Here is a 19,026-nt window from a genome sequence, read left to right as displayed (position 1 = left end):
TCATTTAATCCAGTTTGTCTCGGATCACAAGGGTTTCAGGGCGCTGCACCGTCCATCGTGAGTCCGGGCCGCCCCGGCCGGTCTTCGCCTGAGAACCTCTCGCCTCCGGCGGCACGAAGCCTATCTGTCTCCCGCGATGCCTTGCCAAAGGAGCGGAGCCCATGACCGACCCCGCGCAGGACTGGCCCGAACTGCCCTTCGCCGCCTGGCGGGACACCGCCGCGACGCTGCATCTGTGGACACAGATCGTCGGCAAGGTCCGGCTGGCGCTGGCGCCCTGGATGAACCATGGCTGGCAGGTGCCGCTCTATGTCACCGCGCGGGGCCTCGGCACCTCGCCGGTCCCGTTCGGCCGCGAGATCTTCGAGATCGAGTTCGATTTCGTGAACCACCGCCTCTCGGCCTGGACCAGCAGCGGCAAGGAGGGGTCCTTCGCCCTGGAGCCGCAGACGGTTGCGGCGTTCCATGCACGGATGCTCGACCTTTTGGGGAAGCTCGGGATCTCCGTCAGGATCAGCGAGATGCCCAACGAGTTCCCCGATCCCGTCCCCTTCCCGCAGGACCGGATCCATGCCTCCTACGATCCCGACGCGGCCCATCGCCTCTGGCGCGCGCTCGTCCGGGCCGACCGGGTCTTCAAGCTCTTCCGCAGCAGCTTTTTGGGCAAGGCGAGCCCGGTCCAGTTCTTCTGGGGCAGCTTTGACCTCGCGGTGTTTCCGGGCGGACCGCGCCGCTCCATCCCGGCGGCGTGCCGGGACTGCCGGACGCGGTCACCCGCGAGGCCTATTCGCACGAGGTGAGCAGCGCCGACCGACTGGCGCCGTCCGGCGGGCTCTTCGACACGACCTTGAGCGAGTTCATCCTGCCTTATGAGGCCGTGCGCACCGCCCCCTCGCCGGACGACGCGCTGCTCGATTTCCTGTCAGCGACCTATGCGGCGGCGGCCGACACTGGTGGCTGGGCGCGGGCGGCGCTGGAATGCCCGCCGGGCACCCCCGCCCGCCCGCGCCCGCTCTGAGGAACATTCCCGTTCCAGCCCCTGCCGGCTTAGCCCTTCGCCGTCCATTCCAGCGCCCGCTCCAGGCGGTCGTTGCCCCAGAACATCTCCCCGTCCGGCGTGACGAAGGTGGGCGCGCCGAAGATCCCGCGGGTCCTGGCCTCCTCGGTCTGCTCCTTCAGGCGAGCCTTGTTCGCCTCCTCCCCCGCCATGGTGAGGATTTGGTCCGCGTCGAGGCCGAGCTGGACGAGCACGTCGCGGATGACGGCGGGATCGGAGATCGTGCGCCCCTCCCCGAACTCGGCCCAGTAGACCGCCTTGGTGAAGGTTGGGCCCCAGGGGTGGTCGTCGCCGACCAGCGCGACGCGGGCTGCGAGGAGCGCGTTCTGCGGGAAGGGATCGGGCTGGACGCAAGGCTGCCCCAGCCGCTCGGCCTCCCGCTCCATGTCGCGCCACATATAGCGGCCCTTGGCGGGGAAGAGGTTGAAGGGCGAGGTGCTCCATCCTTGCGCCGCGAAGATCGGACCTAGGAGAAAGGGCCGCCAGCGGACAGCGACGCCCGCCGCCTCGGCCAGGGGCTCGATCCGCATGGCGGAGAGATAGGAATAGGTCGAGGCGAATTCGTACCAGAACTCGAGGACGGGACGGGCCATTCTGTTCATCTCCGGCCGGGGACCAGGGTCATTCTTCCCAAAATCCGCAGCCCTGTCACCCCGAGCCGGCCCTTCCCCATTGCGCGGCATAAGCTTCCGTTTTAAGTCGCTGGCACCCTTATCAACGGAAACCTTCGCTATGGCTGAGAAGCGCGTGAACAAGGTCGTGCTCGCCTATTCGGGCGGCCTCGACACCTCCATCATCCTCAAGTGGCTGCAGACCACCTATGGCTGCGAGGTGGTGACCTTTACCGCCGATCTCGGTCAGGGCGAGGAGCTGGAGCCCGCCCGCAAGAAGGCCGAGCTTCTCGGCATCAAGCCGGAGAACATCTTCATCGAGGACCTGCGCGACGAGTTCGTGCGCGACTACGTGTTTCCGATGTTCAGGGCCAACGCCCAGTACGAGGGCCTCTACCTGCTCGGCACCTCCATTGCCCGGCCGCTGATCGCCAAGAAGCAGATCGAGATCGCGGAAAAGGTCGGGGCCGACGCGGTGTCCCACGGCGCGACCGGCAAGGGCAACGACCAGGTGCGCTTCGAGCTTGGCTACTACGCCCTGAAGCCGGACGTGACTGTGATCGCCCCTTGGCGCGAATGGGACCTGCGCTCCCGCGAGCAGCTCATCGTCTTCGCCGAGGCCCACCAGATCCCGATCGCCAAGGACAAGCGCGGCGAGGCCCCCTTCTCCGTCGACGCCAACCTCCTGCACGCTTCCTCCGAGGGGAAAGTGCTGGAAGATCCCGCGATGGAAGTGCCGGACTACGTCTATTCCCGCACGAACGATCCCGAATCCGCTCCCGACAAGCCGACCGTCATCACCATCGAGTTCCAGAAAGGCGACCCGGTCGCCATCGACGGCAAGAAGATGGGCCCGGCGGATCTCCTGGCGAAGCTCAACGAGCTCGGCCGCCTCAACGGCATCGGCCGCCTCGACCTCGTGGAGAACCGCTTCGTCGGCATGAAGAGCCGCGGCATGTACGAAACCCCCGGCGGCACGATCCTTCACCTCGCCCATCGCGGTATCGAGTCGATCACCCTCGACCGCGGCGCAGCTCACCTGAAGGACGAGCTGATGCCGAAATATGCCGAGCTCATCTATAACGGCTTCTGGTTCTCGCCGGAGCGCGAGATGCTCCAGGCGATGATCGACAAGAGCCAGGAGTTCGTGACCGGCGAAGTGACGCTCAAGCTCTACAAGGGCGGCGTCCACCTCATCGGCCGCCAGAGCCCCTACACCCTCTATGACCAGGACCTCGTGACCTTCGAGGAAGGCGCAGTCGCCTACGACCACCGCGACGCCGCGGGCTTCATCAAGCTCAACGCGCTGCGGCTGCGCACCCTGGCGCAGCGGAAGAAAAAGCTGGGACTGTAAGGGAAAATCGCATCACGGCCGGGTGCGAGCCCGGCCGTTTTCGTTGTGCGGTGGCGCTTTGTTGTCACGCCTGCCGACCGGCGAGAGGACCTCGCCCGGACGTTCCGCGGTCGTCCGCTTCATCCCAGAAGGCGACATTTCGCGTCCGGTGGAATCGAGCCAAAGGATGCGCCGTACTGGGGCAAGATCGCGCTTCAGCTGTAATCTTCAGGACTTCGCCTGCACAGACGGGGCTTTGGCATCCGTTTCACTGAGAAGCTCCCGTGCGCCTGCCCATTGCAGCAATGCATCGAGCGCCGGGCATAAGGCCTGCCCCCAGTCCGTGAGGCAATACTCCACCTTCGGCGGGACCTGATGGTGAACGATCCGGCGCACAATGCCATCCGTCTCCATCTGACGGAGTTGCTGGATCAGCATTTTCTGCGAGATGGCCGGAATGGCTTTCTCCAGTTCGGAGAAGCGCAGCACCTTGCCGCCGAACAGCCGGAACAGGATCACCAGTTTCCAACGGCCTTCGAGGAACTTGAGGGCCTGTTCAACCCGGTCGGCGGCGGAGCCGGGAGTCAGTGCTTCTTCCTTACTCATGGGTGAGTACCTTACTTTTTCGTGCGTTCTTGTCTTTCCGTCAGCATACCTCCAAGTTCTCTCCGCCGCTACCGAGCCAAGCGAATTTCAGGCGGCTTGGCTCCTCTTGGAGAACAGGTATGAGCAGACAACTGCCTCCCCCGCTGGCCTCCTATTACGAGGCTAAGAACCGGCACAACATCGATGGCATGCTGGCGTCCTTCGCCGAGGATGCCGTCGTCAAGGACGAAGGCCAGGAGCATCATGGCACGGCAGCTATCCGCTCCTGGATGGAGCACACGACCCGCAAGTACCGCGTCACCGTCGACGTCAAACAGGCCGAACCGGTCGACGATCATCTGATCGTCTCAGGTCTGGTCTCTGGCGACTTTCCCGGCAGTCCTGCAACGCTGCGCTATGCCTTCACTCTCGCAGGATCAAAGATTGCGCGGCTGGAGATCGCGTGATGGTCGCAGCAACTTCATTCGCCATTGATCCCCGGGAGTTCGCCGGCAAGCGTGCCTTGGTGACAGGGGGCCGAAAGGGATGGGCGAGGCCATCGTCCGCCGGCTTGTCGCGGGTGGCGCGACGGTCGCTACAACAGCCCGCTCGCCCCTGCAGGAGGGACAGCCCGCTCACCTGTTCGTTCAGGCTGACATTACCACCGCCAGCGGCGCCGATGCGGTTGTCGCTGAGGTCGACAAGCAGATGGGCGGCGTCGATCTTCTCGTGAATGTCGTCGGCGGCTCGAATGCGCCAGGCGGTGGCTTTGCTGCGCTGACCGATCATGAATGGCAGGCGGAGCTTGACAGGAACCTGTACCCTGCGGTGCGGCTCGACCGTGCGCTGCTGCCTGGCATGATTAGGCAGGGATATGGCGTCGTCATTCACGTCTCGTCGATCCAGCGGCGCCTGCCCTTGTATGAGGCGACACTGGCCTATGCTGCCGCGAAAGCCGCACTGACGACCTACAGCAAGGGCTTGTCGAAAGAGGTTGGCCCGAAAGGCGTACGCGTGAATACGATCTCCCCTGGCTTCATCGAGACGAGAGCCGCGACAGCGCTGATCCGGCGATTGGCCGAGCAGCAGGGCACAGACGAGAACGCTGCCCGCGAAGGGCTGATGCAATCCCTCGGAGGCATTCCCATTGGCAGACCCGGCCACCCGGAAGAGGTGGCAGAACTTGCAGCTTTTCTTCTCTCGGATCGGGCGGCATCGATCCATGGCGCCGAGTACACGATCGATGGCGGGACAGTACCCGTCGTCTGATCCCGGCATTCCAAACAAGTTGAGGATGGCCAGGAGTCGAGCGCTAGCAAGTGGCGGTGCCTGCCACGGGGCGTCGCCGACCCACTCGAACGTTTGGGTTCACAAGAAGACGAGAAACATTTCTCTTCCACTATCCAACCCGTATTTCCCCTGACTTCCGAACCCCCACTCCCTCTCCTACGTTGAGCCTAGAAGGGCCCCGCTTGGAGATACCCATGGTCTGGTCGATTCCCATTGCCCGCATCGCCGGCACGGTGGTGCGGGTCCATGTGACCTTTCTGCTCTTCCTCGTCTGGATCGCCGGAGCCTACTGGCGGATCGGGGGGCAGGATGCGGCCATCGAGGGCGTGGTGTTCATCGTGCTTCTCTTCGCCTGCGTGGTGGCGCATGAATTCGGCCACATCTTCGCGGCCCGGCGCTACGGCATCAAAACCCCGGACGTGACGCTCTGGCCCATCGGCGGCGTGGCGAACCTGGAGCGCATTCCCGAAAAGCCACGCGAGGAGCTGATCGTCGCGGTCGCGGGGCCGGCCGTGAACGTGGTGATCGCGGCGCTGCTCGTCCTGGTGCTGGGCATGGACCTCGACACGGCCGCCATGACCGAGCTGGAGAACCCGCGGGCCGGGATGATGGCGCGGCTGGCCGCCGCCAACATCTTTCTCGTCCTCTTCAACCTGATCCCCGCCTTTCCCATGGATGGCGGGCGGGTCTTGAGGGCGGTGCTCGCCATGCGCATGAACCATGTGGCGGCGACCCACATCGCCGCGAGGATCGGCCAGGGGGCGGCCTTCCTGTTCGCGCTCGCAGGCCTCTTCATCAACCCGATGCTGATCGTGATCGGTCTTTTCGTCTATCTCGCCGCATCGGCAGAATCCCAGCAGGTGGCCTTCAAGGATGTCACGCGGGGGCTTCCCGTGCGGGCCGCGATGATGAACTCCATCGAGGCGCTGACCACCTCCGCCACCCTCGACGAGGCGGTGGACCTGATGCTGCGCGCGTCCCAGAAGGAGTTTCCCGTAGTGGACGGCGCAGGCCACCCGCGCGGGCTCCTGACCCGGGACGGCCTGATCGTGGCCCTGCGCCAGGGCGGGCCCTCGACATCCGTACTGGAGGTCATGAAGCAGGACCTGCCCACGGTCCGCGACGGGCAGTCCCTCGAGTCCGCCCTTCACGTCCTCAACAGGGCCAAGGCCCCGGCGCTCCTCGTCCTCAACGAGGCGCAGCAGCTCGTCGGGATCCTCACCTCGGAGAATATCGGCGAGATGATGATGGTGCGCTCGGCACAGCCCGACTGGCGCTTCGGCCGGAAGCGGTCCTACGCCTGAGGAGAGTCGGTCAGCGGCGGGCGCTCTTGGGTACGAAGAGAAGCTTGAGATCCTGCGTTGGAACATGGTTCGTGGCCGACCACTGGAAGATTGTCGGCCCGGTCTTGGGCAGCCCCTCGCGGCACAGGCTGAGGATCGTGTCGGCGCTGCCCTTGTCGATGGTCAGGTTGAACTCCCCCACCGGGCGTCGATCCGCCTTCAGGCTGTAGGAGAGCGTCCTCGCCTCCAGCCTCTGCTTCGGCGAGCCCGGATGCAGCCTCTCGATGCCCCGCGCGACGGGTCGGTCGATGCAGTAGCGGTCCTGGAAAGCGGTCCTGGAAGCCGCCGGGCCTGAAGTAGCTCGCCTTCTCCTGGCGGACCAGGCCTGGCACGGGCTCGTAGGCGAGGTCGATCACGGTCTCCTGCCCGGGGGGCAGCTCCCGGGACCAGCGCAGCTCGGCCCGATAGGTCCAGAGCGGCCAGTGGCCCGCCTGCCTGTCGACCAGCCCTGCCCGGCTCAGGACCTCGCGGTCCGCATCCGGCAGCGCGGCGGCGCGGCTTGCCGCCTCGGGCAGCGAGGGATCGTCCCGGCTCGGCCTGTTGGGATCCAGGGGCAGGCCGTGGCGCCGGAGCATGGCCCCGATGTCCCGCCCGTCCAGGAGGGCCTGCTCGTCGAGACCGGGCTCCACGGGAGCCCCGTCGATCCTGACGGCCGCCTTCATGAAGTTCGGCCCGGCGGCGGGAAGCTTGCGGGCCGGCCTCGAAGATCTCGACAGGATCGAGCGCGGGCAGCGGAAAGGTCATGCGCAGCTGCTCGGGCTCCGGCCCCTCATTGCGGAGCACGTAACGGACCGTGATGCGCGAAGGGGAGATCGCCACATCCTCGCGCAGGAGCGAAACATGACGCATGGGGGAGAAGACCAGCCCGCCGGAGGCCAGCGGCTCCAGGCCGTCCTGGGCGGCGGCAGGGCTCAGGGCCATGAGGAGCATCAGGCAGAGGATCGTTCGAGAGAGCATGTTCATCCCAGGGCGCTGAAGGATACGGACGAGGCTGCCGCGGCCATTTTCAGGAAGCTTGGCAGGATTTTATATCACACGTGCCCTATTGCAGCCGCTCAACCATCATTATATTGCAACACACGAGATTTAAGCCCGGTTCGAGCCAGGGGCGCGGCAGCGCTTGCCGCGTGCCGGGCCGTTTTGTTTTGAAAGACCCCTTATGAAGCTGCGCAACATCGCCATTATCGCCCACGTCGACCATGGCAAGACCACCCTCGTCGACAAGCTGCTCCAGCAATCCGGCGCCTTCCGCGAGAACCAGCGCGTGGAAGAGCGCGCGATGGATTCCAACGACCTCGAGAAGGAGCGCGGCATCACGATTCTTGCCAAGGCGACCTCGGTCGTCTGGAAGGACACCCGCATCAACATCGTCGACACCCCCGGCCACGCCGATTTCGGCGGCGAGGTGGAGCGCATCCTGAGCATGGTGGACGGCGCCATCGTGCTCGTGGATGCGGCCGAAGGCCCGATGCCGCAGACGAAGTTCGTGGTGTCCAAGGCCCTCAAGATCGGCCTCAGGCCCATCGTCGCCATCAACAAGATCGACCGCCCCGATGCCCGCCACCAGGAGGTCATCAATGAGGTGTTCGACCTGTTCGCGGCGCTCGACGCCACCGACGAGCAGCTCGACTTCCCGATCCTCTACGGTTCGGGCCGCAACGGCTGGATGGCCAAGTCTCCCGAAGGCCCGAGCGACGAGGGGCTGGCTCCCCTGTTCGACCTCGTGCTCGAACACGTGCCCCCGGCCAAGACCGAGGAAGGCCCGTTCCGCATGCTCGGAACGCTGCTGGAAGCCAACCCTTTCCTGGGCCGCATCGTCACGGGCCGCATCAGCTCCGGCTCGGTGAAGCCGAATCAGTCGATCAAGGTCCTCGACCGCCAGGGCAACGTGGTGGAAACCGGCCGCGTCTCCAAGATCCTGGCCTTCCGCGGCCTGGAGCGCCAGCCCATCGACGTAGGCGAGGCGGGCGACATCGTTTCCATCGCAGGCCTCGTGAAGGGCTCGGTGGCCGATACCTTCTGCGCGCCTGAGAACGACATTCCGATCCAGGCTCAGCCCATCGACCCGCCGACCGTGACCATGTCGTTCATCGTCAACGACAGCCCGCTCGCCGGCACCGAGGGCGACAAGGTGACGAGCCGCATGATCCGCGACCGCCTGTTCAAGGAAGCGGAAGGCAATGTGACGCTCAAGATCGAGGAAGCCGCCGACAAGGACTCGTTCTACGTCTCGGGCCGCGGCGAATTGCAGCTCGCGATCCTGATCGAGACCATGCGCCGCGAGGGCTTCGAGCTCGCCGTGTCGCGTCCCCGCGTGGTCTTCGAGAAGGACGAGGCCACCGGCCAGCTCCTCGAGCCCATCGAGGAAGTGGTGATCGACGTGGACGAGGAGTTCTCCGGCGTCGTCGTGCAGAAGATGTCCGAGCGCCGCGCCGAGATGGTAGAGATGCGTCCGTCCGGCGGCAACCGCCAGCGTCTGGTGTTCTATGCTCCGACCCGCGGCCTCATCGGCTACCAGAGCGAGCTGCTGACCGACACCCGCGGCACGGCCATCATGAACCGCCTGTTCCACGCCTATGAGCCCTACAAGGGCGAGATCGCCGGCCGCCGCAACGGCGTGCTGATCTCGAACGACTCGGGCGAGGCCGTGGCCTATGCGCTGTGGAACCTGGAAGACCGCGGCCCGATGATGATCGAGCCCGGCTGGAAGGTCTATCAGGGCATGATCGTGGGCGAGCACAACCGCGAGAACGATCTCGAGGTGAACGTGCTGAAGGGCAAGAAGCTCACCAACATCCGCACGACCTCCAAGGACGAGGCGGTGCGCCTGACGCCGCCGATCCGCATGACGCTCGAGCGCTCGCTGGCCTGGATCCAGGACGACGAGCTCGTCGAGGTGACGCCGAAGTCGATCCGCATCCGCAAGGCGATCCTCGACCCGAACGACCGCAAGCGCGCCGAGAAGCAGAAGGAAGCGCTGAGCGCCTAAAGCCAGAGCATCGTCCTCGCGAAGAACCAGAAAGGCCGCCCCTTCGGGCGGCCTTTTTCATGGCGCGAACCGGTCATGGAGTGCGCTGTGCTAGCCCTCGGCCTTGTCGGGTTGCCCCTTCTTGGCGCCCGCGCCCATCGGCTTGGTCGAGTCCTCGCCCTTGGCGCTCGGATCGTCGCGTCCCTGGGGCGTCAAGCGCGGGGCGCTGATGTCCTTTTCGGTCGCCTTGTTCGCATTCTTGTCGGATTGAGCCATATCGTTCCTCGCTTCCATCAAGAGGGACCGCCGGAGCCGTCCGTCGGGCCCGAGCCGGATTCGGAGCCTGCATCCCCCCGGTTGCCCAGGGAGCGCGAGCCGCTCGGATCCGTCGCGCCGGTGGCGCGCCCGCCGGCATCGTCGCCGCTGGCGGCGCTGTCTCTGGGGCCGCCGGGAACGGTGTTGGAGCCGACGCCGGTGGCGTTCTCCTCGGATGCGCCGCCGAGATCGAAACCGGGACGGTCCTTGGCATCGAAACCGGGATTGCGGTCCGCTTCCTTCGGATCCGGGCGCTCAGTCGGAACGCGCGGTCCCGAGGATTGGTTCTGGGCCATGGTCGTCTCCTTGAATGGTGTCACGAACTTGTGGAATCGGTCCCCTCGCGGTCGCCCGGCTCCGGCAGAACGCCGGTGCCCGGCGTCGCGTTCGGATTGGTCAGCGACGGCTTGTCGTGAGGGCCGGCCGCCGGAGGGGCCTTGCCGGAATTCCCCTGCTCCGTTCCGGGACGCTTCTCCGGCGAGGGTTTGCGGCCTGCTTCCGGATCGGGCCGCTCGGGATCGACATAGTCCTTCGTGTTTTCGGTGTGGTTGCCGTAGCCTGCATTGCCCATCGCGCACTCCTCAAAAACCTATTCAGACTTGTCCTGCTTGCCGTTGACGGCGGTCGCGCGCTCGATGGCTTCTGAGGTCGCGTCCTTGTCCTTGGGCGACAGGCTGGCGTCGCTCAGGTGCTTCGTTGCTTCCGGCGTTTCCGCAGCGGTGAGGTCGCTCTGGTTGTCCACCTTGCCCCCCGCTCCGACCGTCGAATGGCGATAGTTATGCGCCTCGCCGCCTGGTTCGCTCCAGGCGCGGCGCATGGTGGCATTGGCGCCCGCCGAGATGCCGCCCGGATTGCCCTCGGGACTCTGATCCCGGTTGGGGTCGATGGGGCTGACGTTTCCGCCGCGCTGCTCGTTGCGGATCTGGTCCGCCGTCTGCTCCTGCAGTGAATGGGGGGCCTTCCTCTCGGCCATGATGAACTCCTTGAACCGTCGTTCGCTAACGTCCGCTTCGAGGAGAACCCGGCGAGCATGGGGAAGTTCTGGCCACGCTTGCGCTTGTAGCAAAAGAAAGGGCAACCTAAGCATCGGACCCAAAAGTGGATTTGCACTTTAGGGATCCAGTCCGATGCTTTCTCTTGGGATGAGAGCATCGTTCACGCGGAAAACCGGATCCACTTTTCCGCACGATGCTCTGGAGGCTGCCCTTTCTTTTGATTTCTCAGAGAAAGATTCAGAGCCCTTCGAAGAGGGCGCTCGAGATGTAGCGCTCCGCGAAGGACGGCGCGACGGTGACGATGCGCTTGCCCTTGAACTCGGGCCGCGAGGCGATTTCGAGCGCGGCCGCCACATTGGCGCCGGTGGAGATGCCCCCGGGAATGCCCTCGAGCCGCGAGAGGCGGCGGGCCGTATCGAAGGCAGTCTGATTGCCGACCGTCACCACGCCGTCGATGAGGGAGCGTTCGAGCACATCCGGCACGAAGCCCGCGCCGATGCCCTGGATCTTGTGCGGGCCGGGCTGGCCGCCGGAGAGAACGGGGGAATCCTCCGGCTCGACGGCGAAGACCTTCATGTCGGGCAGGCGCGGCTTGATGACCTGCGAGACGCCGGTGATCGTGCCGCCGGTGCCCACGCCCGCCACGAAGGCGTCGAGCTGGCCGTTGGTGTCGTTCCAGATTTCCTCGGCGGTCGTGCGGCGGTGGATGTCCGGGTTGGCCGGGTTCTTGAACTGCTGCGGCATGACCGAGCCGGGAATGTCTCGGAGCAGTTCCTCCGCGCGGGTGATCGCACCCTTCATGCCCTGCGGGCCGGGGGTGAGCTCAAGCTCGGCCCCGAGATAGGCCAGCATCTTGCGGCGCTCGATGGACATGGTCTCGGGCATCACGAGGATCAGCCGGTAGCCGCGCGCCGCGGCCACGAAGGCAAGCGCAATGCCGGTATTGCCGGAGGTCGGCTCGATGAGGGTGGCGCCAGGCTTGAGACGCCCATCGGCCTCCATCGACTCGATCATGCTGACGCCGATGCGGTCCTTCACGCTTGAAATCGGGTTGAAGAACTCAAGTTTCACGAGGATCTCGGCGTCGACACCATGCTCCTTGGGCAGCCGGTTGAGGCGCACGAGGGGAGTGTTGCCGATAGTCTCGGTGATGGAGCCGTAGATGCGGCCGCGGCCGGGCTTGGTGCCTGCGCCGGAGGCGTTGAGAGTGTCAGCCATGGAATCCTCCTTGGAATTCGGAGGATCCTAAACCTATTTGCACCAGCTGTCGATAATTAGATTTTTTCACGTTTCATATCGTGAAATCGAGATTGGTCGCGGTTTCCGCGGCCCCTTCCGCCTGTGCCTTCTGGCACAGGTCGTCGACCGTCACCTGGTCGAGTTCGGCGAGGAAGGCCTCCGTGCCGCGCTTGACGAGGGGAGCGACGACGACCTCCGCAAGGCGCGATTCCGGCAGAGGCGTCGCGCCGTCCTCATCCTGGGCGGCCATGGCGATGCGCACGATGTCGCCAGCCGTGATCCGCCGCCTTTCGCGGGCGAGTTCATAGCCGCCGCGGGGGCCGCGCACCCCTTTCAGGACCCCCTGCCGCACGAGGGCCTGCAGCACCGGCTCGAGATAGCGCGGCGGCAGGTTGTGCCGGGCCGCGAGGGCCTTGGCGGAAACCGGCATGGGCCGCGCGTGGAGCGCGATGTCGGTCACGGCGGCAATGGCGAGAAGCGAACGGCGCGAGAGAAAGTTCATGCGGACCCTCTTACCCCATTCCGGTCGATCCGAAACCACCGGCCGCGCGCGCCGTCTCGCTCACGCTGTCGACCTCGACGAGCTCCACTGTGGTCGCCGGGGCGACGATCATCTGGGCGATCCGCATGCCGCGGGCGATGGAGAAGACCTCCTGACCCAGGTTGATCAGCAGCACCTGCACCTCGCCGCGGTAATCCGCATCGATGGTGCCGGGCGCGTTGAGGACGGTCACGCCATGCTTGAAGGCAAGCCCCGAGCGCGGCCGCACCTGCGCCTCGTAGCCCTGCTCCAGCTCGATCACGAGGCCGGTCGGGACGAGGGCGCGCTCCAGGGGCTTGAGGACCACCGGCGCATCGGACGCATTGGCGGCGACGAGGTCGAAACCCGCCGCGCCCGCAGTCTCGTAACGGGGTAGCGGCAATCCCTGCGCATGGCCCAGCCGCCGGACCCGGAGCACGCGGCTCATGATGCGCCTCCCGTCATTGCGCCCAGGCGCTCGACGAGCTTTCTTGCGACCTCCGTCTTGGACAGGGTCGGCCAGGTCTCGACGCCGGCAGCGCTCACGAGATGCACCGTGTTGCTTTCGCCGCCCATGACGCCGATTTCCGCCGAGACATCGTTGGCGACGATGAGATCGCAGCCTTTCTTCGCGAGCTTCTGCTTGGCGTGCTCGATCACATGCTCGGTCTCGGCCGCGAAGCCCACCATGAGTGGCGGCCGGTTCTCAGTGCGGCGCGAAATCGTGGCGAGGATGTCGGGATTCTCGGTCAGCGACAGCTCCGGCAGCGCGCCGTCCTTCTTCTTGATCTTCTGCCCCCCTGTATTGGCCACGCGCCAGTCGGCGACCGCGGCGGCGAAGATGCCGATATCGGCGGGAAGCGCCTTCTCGACGGCTTCGAGCATCTCGCGGGCGCTTTCCACGCGAAGGGTCGTCACGCCCGCAGGATCGGGAAGAGTGACCGGCCCGGAAATCAGCGTCACGCGCGCTCCCGCTTTGGCGGCGGCCTTCGCGATGGCGTGACCCTGCTTGCCGGACGAGCGGTTGGCGATGTAGCGCACCGGGTCGATGGGCTCGTGGGTCGGACCCGAGGTCACGATCACATGCTTGCCCGCAAGCGGACCTGCAGGCGCGAGCAGCCGCCCGGCGGCCTCGACGATCTCCAGCGGCTCCGACATGCGGCCGGGACCGAATTCGGCCTCCGCCATGGCGCCCTCGTTCGGGCCGACCACATGGACGCCGTCGCCCTGCAGGACAGCAAGGTTGCGCTGCGTGGCCGGGTGCAGCCACATGCGCACGTTCATGGCGGGCGCGATCAGGATCGGCAGTGTCGTGGCGAGCAGCACCGTGGAGGCGAGATCGTCCGCTTGGCCGCCTGCCATCTTCGCCATGAGATTGGCGGTGGCGGGGGCGACCACGACGAGATCCGCATCGCGCGCGAGCTTGATGTGCCCGATATCGGCCTCGTCCTCGCGGTCGAAGAGATCGGTATGCGTGCGCTGGCCCGTGAGCGCGGACGCCGCAAGCGGCGTGATGAACTGCTGAGCCCCTGAGGTGAGGATGCAGCGCACGGTTGCTCCGCGCTCGCGCAGGCGGCGGATGAGGTCGAGCGACTTGTAGGCCGCGATCCCGCCGCTGATGACGAGCAGGATGCGTTTGCCTTGCAGCGCCATGTCAGAATTCTCCGAACAGGAGGATCATCATCGACACGGCGATGATCCACAAGGCCACGGTGCCCCAGCGGCTCGCGCGCTTTTCCGCGCGCTCCAGGGCGGCGATGCTGTTCCGGTCGACGGGGATGCCTTTGGCGGTCACGTCCTCGAGCTGGTTGAGGACGCGCTCGGCGCGAAGCGCCAGCTCCGGCAGGTCGGAGACGACGCCTGCCAGCGTCCACAGGCCCCTGCCCGCCTGCTCGACGCGACCGAGGGGACCGAGATTGCGCTCGATCCATTCCCGCACCACGGGCTCGGAGGTGGTCCACATGTCGAGCTTGGGATCGAGATTGCGGGCGACGCCCTCCACCACCACCATGGTCTTCTGGAGCATGACGAGTTCGATGCGCGTCGCCATGTCGAAGAGGGCGGTGATCTCGAAGAGAAGCGTGAGCAGCTTCGCCATGGAGATTTCGTCGGCGCGGCGGTCGTGGATCGGCTCGCCGATGGCGCGGATGGCCTGGGCGAAATCGTGCACCGAATGATGCGGCGGCACGTAGCCTGCCTCGAAATGCACCTGCGCCACGCGCAGGTAGTCGCGGCGGATGAAGCCGAGCAGGATCTCGGCGAGGAAGCGGCGCTCCTTGATCCCAAGGCGGCCCATGATGCCGAAATCCACCGCGACGAGGCGACCCTCGCGGTCGACGAAGAGATTGCCGGGATGCATGTCCGCGTGGAAGTAGCCGTCGCGGATGGCGTGGCGCAGAAAGGACTGAATGACCGTGCGCGCCAGCGCCACCCGGTCGAAGCCTGCCGCCTCGATCGCTTCCACGCTGTTGAGGCGGATGCCGTCGATCCAGGTGGTGGTGAGCACGTCCCGGGCGGTCAGGTCCCATTCCGGCTTCGGCACGCGGAAATCGGGGTCGTTCTTGGTGTTCTCGGCGAGTTCCGAGACGGCCGCCGCCTCGAGGCGCAGATCCATCTCGACTGCGACCGAGCGGGCGAGCGCCTCGACGATCTCCAGGGGCTTCAGGCGGCGCGCCTCCGGAACCACGCGCTCGAAGAGCCCGGCCGCGGCGCGCATGGCCTGGAGGTCGCGGGCAAAGCCCTCGCGAACGCCGGGCCGCACCACCTTCACCGCCACGATCTCCTCGCCCTCCGGCGTTCGGATGCGGGCCTTGTGGACCTGGGCGATGGAGGCGGCGGCCAGCGGCTCGCTGAATTCCAGAAAGAGCGCGTCGATGGGACGGCCGAGGGCGACCTCGACCATGCGCACCGCCTCGTCCCGAGGGAAGGGCGGCATCCGGTCCTGCAGGCGCTCCAAATCGCGCGCCGCGGCCACACCGACGATGTCGGGGCGGGTCGCCAGGAACTGACCGAACTTCACGTAAGAGGGGCCAAGCCGCGTCAGCGCCGCCGAGAGCCGCGACGTGCCGTCCCCCGCCTGCGGCTTCTCGATCAGGCGGGCGAGCCGCAGACCCAGGCGCCCGGCAGGCGGCAGGGCGCTCGGATCCACGAGCGCCAGCGCGCCCTCGCGGGCGAGGACGAAACCGGCATGCAGGTTGCGGGCGAGATGGACGAGGCCGCCGATCACGTCAGATCTTCCAGCCGGAATGGATGGCGATGACGCCGGCGGTCATGGTGCGGTGGGTCACGCGCCTGAAGCCCGCCTCCTCGATCATCCGCGCGAAGGCGGTGGGCGTCGGGAAGCGGCGGATCGACTCAACGAGATACTGGTAGGATTCCGCATCCCCCGTCACCATGCCCCCGAGACGGGGGATCACGTTGAAGGAATAGGCGTCGTAGATCTTGTCCAGCACCGGGACGTCGACCTTCGAGAATTCCAAGCAGAGAAAGCGTCCGCCCGGCTTCAGGACCCGATTGGCCTCGCGCAGCGCCACGTCGATGCGCGGCACGTTCCTGATGCCAAAGGCGATGGTGTAGGCGTCGAAGGTCTTGGACTCGAAGGGCAGTTCCTCCGCATTGGCCTCCACGAAGTCGATGCGGCCCTCATAGAGGTGCCCCGCCCGCTCCTGGCCCACCTTGAGCATCTCGCCATTGATGTCGAGCACGGTCACATGGGTCTGCGGGCCGCCGGCCTCCAGGATGCGGAAGGCGATGTCGCCGGTGCCGCCGGCCACGTCGAGATCGCGGAAGGCCCGGTTGCGCGGCGGGCGCAAGGCGTTGACGAGGGCGTCCTTCCAGATGCGGTGGAGGCCTGCCGACATGAGGTCGTTCATGAGGTCGTAGCGGCTCGCCACCGAGCGGAAGACCTCGTTGACCTTGCCCTGCTTCTCGCCCAAGGGCACGGACTGGAACCCGAAATGGGTGTTCTCGTCGGTCATGGTCCTCGAACCTTTGCTGCCTGTTGTCGCGATCCATAGCGGAAGCGGGGCCGGATGGCTATGTAAGGAGGCCCCCGAACCGAAGAGATGGTTGATGCCCGAACTGCCCGAAGTCGAAACCGTGCGCCGCGGCCTGGAGCCGGCCATGGTGGGCGCCCGCTTCACCAGGGTCACGCAGCGCCGGCCCGATCTGCGCTTCCCCTTCCCTGAGCGCTTCGCCGAGCGTCTGGAGGGGCAGGAGGTTAGGGCCCTCAGCCGCCGGGCCAAGTATCTGCTCGCCGATCTCTCCTCCAGCGAGGTGCTCGTCATGCATCTAGGGATGTCAGGACGTTTCCTGGTGACCCAGAGCGGGGCCACGCACATGCCGGGCGAGTTCCATCACGAGCATGGATCCCTGGGCGCCCACGACCATGTGGTCTTTTCTCTCTCGAACGGGGCGAGCATCACTTATAATGACGTCCGCCGCTTCGGCTTCATGGACCTGGTGCCCCGCTCCGGGATCGAGACCTGCAGGCATTTCGCCGGGATGGGGATCGAGCCCCTCGGCAACGAACTCTCCGGCGGGACCGTGGCGCGGCTCTTCGCGGGCAAACGCACGCCCCTCAAGGCCGCCCTCCTCGACCAGCGCCTGATCGCCGGCCTCGGCAACATCTATGTCTGCGAGGCTCTGTTCCGCACAGGTCTCCACCCGGAGGCCCCGGCAGGCTCGCTTGCGACGAAGGCAGGCCAGCCGACCGACAAGGCCCATCGCCTGGCCGAGATCATCCGCGACGTGCTCTCCGAAGCCGTGGAGGCGGGGGGCTCGACCCTGCGCGACCATGCGCAGGTGGACGGCTCGCTCGGCTATTTCCAGCATTCCTTCCGCGTCTATGACCGGGAGGGCGAGCCCTGCGTGACGCCCGATTGCACCGGCACAGTGGCGCGGCTCGTGCAATCGGGACGCTCCACCTTCTACTGTCCGCACTGCCAGAAGCGGCCTCGTGCCTGATTTTGTGAACGCCGTCCCGGGCGACAGATCGGGCCGAAGGGCTTACACTCCCCCGCTCTGCAGGTTGCGACCCTTGTCGGCAACGGCTGCATGATGGGTCACGCGACCGCTTGAACGCTTGGTTCAGGAGGGACAGCCATGGCCAGAATCCACACTGCCCACAACGCGCATGCCCGACCGTCGCCGGAGCACATCGCCATCCGCCGCATCGATCCGGCAGATCTTAAAGACGCCTTGAGGGAGGGCTTCGCGGATTTCTGGGCCACGCCGACGCATCTGATCTTCCTGGGCCTCCTCTATCCGCTCCTCGGCATCTTTTTCGCCAGGGTGATGTTCGGCTACAATATGCTGCCGCTGCTTTTCCCGCTCATGTCGGGCTTCGCACTCGTCGGCCCGATCGCCGCCATCGGCCTCTACGAGATCAGCCGCCGGCGGGAGCGGGGGATGGAGATGTCATGGAGCGGCATGGCCGAGGTCTTCCGCTCGCCCTCCATCGGCTCGATCGTCGCGCTCGGCATCCTGCTGATGGTGATCTTCCTCGCCTGGCTGATGACGGCGCAGGCGCTCTACCAATCCCTGTTCGGCTGGCGTGCGCCGGAATCGGTCGGCGCATTCCTCGCCGAGGTCTTCAACACCTCTCGCGGCTGGTGGCTGATCGTTGCCGGCAACGCCATCGGCTTCGCCTTCAGCGCCCTGGTGTTCTGCATCAGCGTGATCTCCTTCCCGCTGCTGCTCGAGCGGGACGTGGGGGCAATCCCGGCGATCCTCACCTCGATCCGCGCAGTGGCCGCCAACCCGGGCACGATGCTGCTCTGGGCCCTGATCGTCGCCGCAGCCCTGATCGTCGGGTTCATCCCGCTCTTCATCGGGCTCGCCATCGTGCTGCCGGTCCTGGGCCACGCCACTTGGCACCTCTACCGGAGGGTTGTGGAGACCTGACCGGGCCTACCAGACCTGGACGGATTTGGTCTTGCCGAGACCTGCCGCCTCCCCTACCCATACCGGACCATCGGAGGCGGCATCATGGCTTATGAGACCATTCTCGTTGAAACGCGCGGCAAGGTGGGGCTCATCACCCTCAACCGGCCCCAGGCCCTGAACGCCCTCAACTCCCAACTCCTCAACGAGGTGAACCAGGCTCTCGACGCCTTCGAGGCGGACGAGGCTGTCGGCTGCATTGTCATCACCGGCTCGGACAAGGCCTTCGCGGCAGGCGCGGACATCAAGGAGATGGCGTCGCTGACCTATCCGCAGATCTATCTCGACAACCAGTTCTCCGGCTGGGAGAAGGTGGCGGGACGGCGCAAGCCCATGATCGCGGCGGTGGCGGGCTTTGCGCTCGGCGGCGGCTGCGAGTTCGCCATGATGTGCGATTTCATCATCGCCGCCGACAACGCCAAGTTCGGCCAGCCGGAGATCAAGCTCGGCGTCATGCCCGGCATGGGCGGCACCCAGCGCCTGACCCGGCTGATCGGCAAGGCCAAGGCCATGGAGATGTGCCTCACCGGCCGCATGATGGGCGCGGAGGAGGCCGAGCGCTCCGGGCTCGTCGCCCGGATCGTGCCCCTCGCGAACCTGCTCGACGAGGCCATGAAGACCGCCGAGACCATCGCCTCCATGTCGCTGCCCACCGTCATGATGACGAAGGAGACCATCAACCGCGCCGACGAGGTGACCCTCTCCGAGGGCATCCGCTTCGAGCGGCGCGTCTTCCACGCCATGTTCGCCACCGCCGACCAGAAGGAGGGCATGGCCGCCTTCGTGGAAAAGCGCGCGCCCGAGTTCAAGAACCGGTAGCCGTGGAC

At 66.1% G+C, this 19,026-nt stretch carries 20 protein-coding genes and 3 pseudogenes; 9 read left to right on the top strand and 14 right to left on the bottom strand.

The features are described from left to right. Positions 1-161 precede the first annotated feature (161 nt). A pseudogene (locus LG661_RS00300) lies at positions 162-1,018 on the top strand (DUF5996 family protein). 29 nt (positions 1,019-1,047) lie between these two features. Here LG661_RS00300 and LG661_RS00295 read toward each other — a convergent pair. Beyond that, entirely contained in the window at positions 1,048-1,650 is a 603-nt protein-coding gene (locus LG661_RS00295; protein WP_230529853.1) for a 2-hydroxychromene-2-carboxylate isomerase, read from the bottom strand. A gap of 139 nt (positions 1,651-1,789) precedes the next feature. On the opposite strand from LG661_RS00295, the gene LG661_RS00290 reads away from it, so the two are divergent. After that, positions 1,790-3,022: an argininosuccinate synthase gene (locus LG661_RS00290; RefSeq protein ID WP_230529852.1), complete on the top strand. Its 1,233-nt coding sequence runs from the start codon at positions 1,790-1,792 to the stop codon at positions 3,020-3,022. A 207-nt stretch (positions 3,023-3,229) separates the two neighbouring features. On the opposite strand, the gene LG661_RS00285 is transcribed toward LG661_RS00290, so the two are convergent. After that, positions 3,230-3,589, bottom strand: coding sequence for a winged helix-turn-helix transcriptional regulator (locus LG661_RS00285; protein WP_230530064.1), 360 nt, complete (start codon positions 3,587-3,589; stop codon positions 3,230-3,232). 137 nt (positions 3,590-3,726) lie between these two features. On the opposite strand from LG661_RS00285, the gene LG661_RS00280 reads away from it, so the two are divergent. The 3 genes and pseudogenes from LG661_RS00280 (at position 3,727) to LG661_RS00270 (ending at position 6,180) form a co-directional block, all read left to right on the top strand. After that, entirely contained in the window at positions 3,727-4,053 is a 327-nt protein-coding gene (locus tag LG661_RS00280; protein WP_230529851.1) for a nuclear transport factor 2 family protein, read from the top strand. Next, a pseudogene (locus tag LG661_RS00275) lies at positions 4,053-4,855 on the top strand (SDR family oxidoreductase). Before LG661_RS00280 ends, LG661_RS00275 begins: the two are co-directional and overlap by 1 nt. A 215-nt stretch (positions 4,856-5,070) precedes the next feature. Next, positions 5,071-6,180 (top strand): site-2 protease family protein, encoded by a 1,110-nt coding sequence (locus LG661_RS00270; protein WP_230529850.1) that lies wholly within the window; start codon positions 5,071-5,073, stop codon positions 6,178-6,180. On the opposite strand, the gene LG661_RS25655 is transcribed toward LG661_RS00270, so the two are convergent. Then, a complete protein-coding gene (locus LG661_RS25655; protein ID WP_268995419.1) occupies positions 6,171-6,935 on the bottom strand; it encodes a DUF4424 family protein in 765 nt (254 codons plus the stop codon). The two genes, LG661_RS00270 and LG661_RS25655, sit on opposite strands and share 10 nt — an antisense overlap. A 13-nt stretch (positions 6,936-6,948) precedes the next feature. Continuing rightward, positions 6,949-7,140, bottom strand: a pseudogene (locus LG661_RS25310) (DUF4424 family protein); the annotation flags it as partial. Positions 7,141-7,378: 238 nt separating this feature from the next. On the opposite strand from LG661_RS25310, the gene typA reads away from it, so the two are divergent. Then, complete coding sequence (typA, locus tag LG661_RS00260) at positions 7,379-9,208, top strand: translational GTPase TypA (RefSeq protein ID WP_230529848.1); 1,830 nt, start codon at positions 7,379-7,381, stop codon at positions 9,206-9,208. A 90-nt stretch (positions 9,209-9,298) separates the two neighbouring features. Here the strand turns inward: typA and LG661_RS00255 are convergent, their stop codons facing one another. The 10 genes from LG661_RS00255 to ubiE all read right to left on the bottom strand — a co-directional run bounded on the left by LG661_RS00255 (position 9,299) and on the right by ubiE (position 16,233). Then, positions 9,299-9,463 (bottom strand): hypothetical protein, encoded by a 165-nt coding sequence (locus LG661_RS00255; RefSeq protein WP_230529847.1) that lies wholly within the window; start codon positions 9,461-9,463, stop codon positions 9,299-9,301. A 17-nt stretch (positions 9,464-9,480) separates the two neighbouring features. Continuing rightward, positions 9,481-9,798, bottom strand: a complete 318-nt coding sequence (locus tag LG661_RS00250) for a hypothetical protein (RefSeq protein ID WP_230529846.1) — start codon at positions 9,796-9,798, stop codon at positions 9,481-9,483. 20 nt (positions 9,799-9,818) lie between these two features. Next, positions 9,819-10,073 (bottom strand): hypothetical protein, encoded by a 255-nt coding sequence (locus tag LG661_RS00245; RefSeq protein WP_230529845.1) that lies wholly within the window; start codon positions 10,071-10,073, stop codon positions 9,819-9,821. Between the two features lie 18 nt (positions 10,074-10,091). Then, positions 10,092-10,475 carry a hypothetical protein gene (locus tag LG661_RS00240; protein WP_230529844.1) on the bottom strand — a complete coding sequence of 128 codons (384 nt, stop codon included), beginning with the start codon at positions 10,473-10,475 and terminating at the stop codon, positions 10,092-10,094. 259 nt (positions 10,476-10,734) lie between these two features. Then, positions 10,735-11,715, bottom strand: a complete 981-nt coding sequence (cysK, locus tag LG661_RS00235) for a cysteine synthase A (protein ID WP_230529843.1) — start codon at positions 11,713-11,715, stop codon at positions 10,735-10,737. A gap of 73 nt (positions 11,716-11,788) precedes the next feature. Beyond that, positions 11,789-12,238, bottom strand: coding sequence for an RrF2 family transcriptional regulator (locus LG661_RS00230; protein WP_230529842.1), 450 nt, complete (start codon positions 12,236-12,238; stop codon positions 11,789-11,791). A gap of 10 nt (positions 12,239-12,248) precedes the next feature. Next, complete coding sequence (dut, locus tag LG661_RS00225) at positions 12,249-12,704, bottom strand: dUTP diphosphatase (RefSeq protein ID WP_230529841.1); 456 nt, start codon at positions 12,702-12,704, stop codon at positions 12,249-12,251. Further along, positions 12,701-13,909: a bifunctional phosphopantothenoylcysteine decarboxylase/phosphopantothenate--cysteine ligase CoaBC gene (coaBC, locus tag LG661_RS00220; protein WP_230529840.1), complete on the bottom strand. Its 1,209-nt coding sequence runs from the start codon at positions 13,907-13,909 to the stop codon at positions 12,701-12,703. Before coaBC ends, dut begins: the two co-directional genes overlap by 4 nt. Before the next feature lies 1 nt (position 13,910). After that, positions 13,911-15,482 carry a 2-polyprenylphenol 6-hydroxylase gene (ubiB, locus tag LG661_RS00215; RefSeq protein ID WP_230529839.1) on the bottom strand — a complete coding sequence of 524 codons (1,572 nt, stop codon included), beginning with the start codon at positions 15,480-15,482 and terminating at the stop codon, positions 13,911-13,913. A 1-nt stretch (position 15,483) separates the two neighbouring features. Further along, the gene (gene ubiE / locus LG661_RS00210) at positions 15,484-16,233 is read right to left on the bottom strand and encodes a bifunctional demethylmenaquinone methyltransferase/2-methoxy-6-polyprenyl-1,4-benzoquinol methylase UbiE (RefSeq protein WP_230529838.1); all 750 of its coding nucleotides are present in this window, start codon (positions 16,231-16,233) and stop codon (positions 15,484-15,486) included. Positions 16,234-16,327: 94 nt separating this feature from the next. On the opposite strand from ubiE, the gene mutM reads away from it, so the two are divergent. From mutM to LG661_RS00195, 3 genes are all read left to right on the top strand, one after another. Continuing rightward, complete coding sequence (mutM, locus tag LG661_RS00205) at positions 16,328-17,221, top strand: bifunctional DNA-formamidopyrimidine glycosylase/DNA-(apurinic or apyrimidinic site) lyase (RefSeq protein WP_230529837.1); 894 nt, start codon at positions 16,328-16,330, stop codon at positions 17,219-17,221. 138 nt (positions 17,222-17,359) lie between these two features. Beyond that, entirely contained in the window at positions 17,360-18,160 is an 801-nt protein-coding gene (locus LG661_RS00200; RefSeq protein ID WP_230529836.1) for a DUF2189 domain-containing protein, read from the top strand. A gap of 84 nt (positions 18,161-18,244) precedes the next feature. Beyond that, a complete protein-coding gene (locus LG661_RS00195) occupies positions 18,245-19,018 on the top strand; it encodes an enoyl-CoA hydratase (protein WP_230529835.1) in 774 nt (257 codons plus the stop codon). The last annotated feature ends 8 nt before the right edge of the window (positions 19,019-19,026 follow it).

It is taken from the genome of Microvirga roseola (assembly GCF_020866965.1).
In the GTDB taxonomy this organism is placed as follows: domain Bacteria; phylum Pseudomonadota; class Alphaproteobacteria; order Rhizobiales; family Beijerinckiaceae; genus Microvirga; species Microvirga roseola.
The sequence above is the reverse complement of the archived record's forward strand: the minus strand, read 5'-3'. Positions and strand labels throughout refer to the sequence as shown.

Excerpts from the sequence above, each read along its gene's own strand:
- LG661_RS00295 (WP_230529853.1), bottom strand. The coding sequence starts at position 1,650 with ATGGCCCGTCCCGTCCTCGAGTTCTGGTACGAATTCGCCTCGACCTAT.
- LG661_RS00255 (WP_230529847.1), bottom strand. The coding sequence starts at position 9,463 with ATGGCTCAATCCGACAAGAATGCGAACAAGGCGACCGAAAAGGACATC.
- LG661_RS00280 (WP_230529851.1), top strand. The coding sequence starts at position 3,727 with ATGAGCAGACAACTGCCTCCCCCGCTGGCCTCCTATTACGAGGCTAAG.
- typA (WP_230529848.1), top strand. The coding sequence starts at position 7,379 with ATGAAGCTGCGCAACATCGCCATTATCGCCCACGTCGACCATGGCAAG.
- ubiE (WP_230529838.1), bottom strand. The coding sequence starts at position 16,233 with ATGACCGACGAGAACACCCATTTCGGGTTCCAGTCCGTGCCCTTGGGC.
- cysK (WP_230529843.1), bottom strand. The coding sequence starts at position 11,715 with ATGGCTGACACTCTCAACGCCTCCGGCGCAGGCACCAAGCCCGGCCGC.
- LG661_RS00270 (WP_230529850.1), top strand. The coding sequence starts at position 5,071 with ATGGTCTGGTCGATTCCCATTGCCCGCATCGCCGGCACGGTGGTGCGG.
- coaBC (WP_230529840.1), bottom strand. The coding sequence starts at position 13,909 with ATGGCGCTGCAAGGCAAACGCATCCTGCTCGTCATCAGCGGCGGGATC.
- LG661_RS00240 (WP_230529844.1), bottom strand. The coding sequence starts at position 10,475 with ATGGCCGAGAGGAAGGCCCCCCATTCACTGCAGGAGCAGACGGCGGAC.
- LG661_RS00290 (WP_230529852.1), top strand. The coding sequence starts at position 1,790 with ATGGCTGAGAAGCGCGTGAACAAGGTCGTGCTCGCCTATTCGGGCGGC.
- dut (WP_230529841.1), bottom strand. The coding sequence starts at position 12,704 with ATGAGCCGCGTGCTCCGGGTCCGGCGGCTGGGCCATGCGCAGGGATTG.
- LG661_RS00200 (WP_230529836.1), top strand. The coding sequence starts at position 17,360 with ATGGCCAGAATCCACACTGCCCACAACGCGCATGCCCGACCGTCGCCG.
- mutM (WP_230529837.1), top strand. The coding sequence starts at position 16,328 with ATGCCCGAACTGCCCGAAGTCGAAACCGTGCGCCGCGGCCTGGAGCCG.
- LG661_RS00245 (WP_230529845.1), bottom strand. The coding sequence starts at position 10,073 with ATGGGCAATGCAGGCTACGGCAACCACACCGAAAACACGAAGGACTAT.
- LG661_RS00230 (WP_230529842.1), bottom strand. The coding sequence starts at position 12,238 with ATGAACTTTCTCTCGCGCCGTTCGCTTCTCGCCATTGCCGCCGTGACC.
- LG661_RS00195 (WP_230529835.1), top strand. The coding sequence starts at position 18,245 with ATGGCTTATGAGACCATTCTCGTTGAAACGCGCGGCAAGGTGGGGCTC.
- LG661_RS00250 (WP_230529846.1), bottom strand. The coding sequence starts at position 9,798 with ATGGCCCAGAACCAATCCTCGGGACCGCGCGTTCCGACTGAGCGCCCG.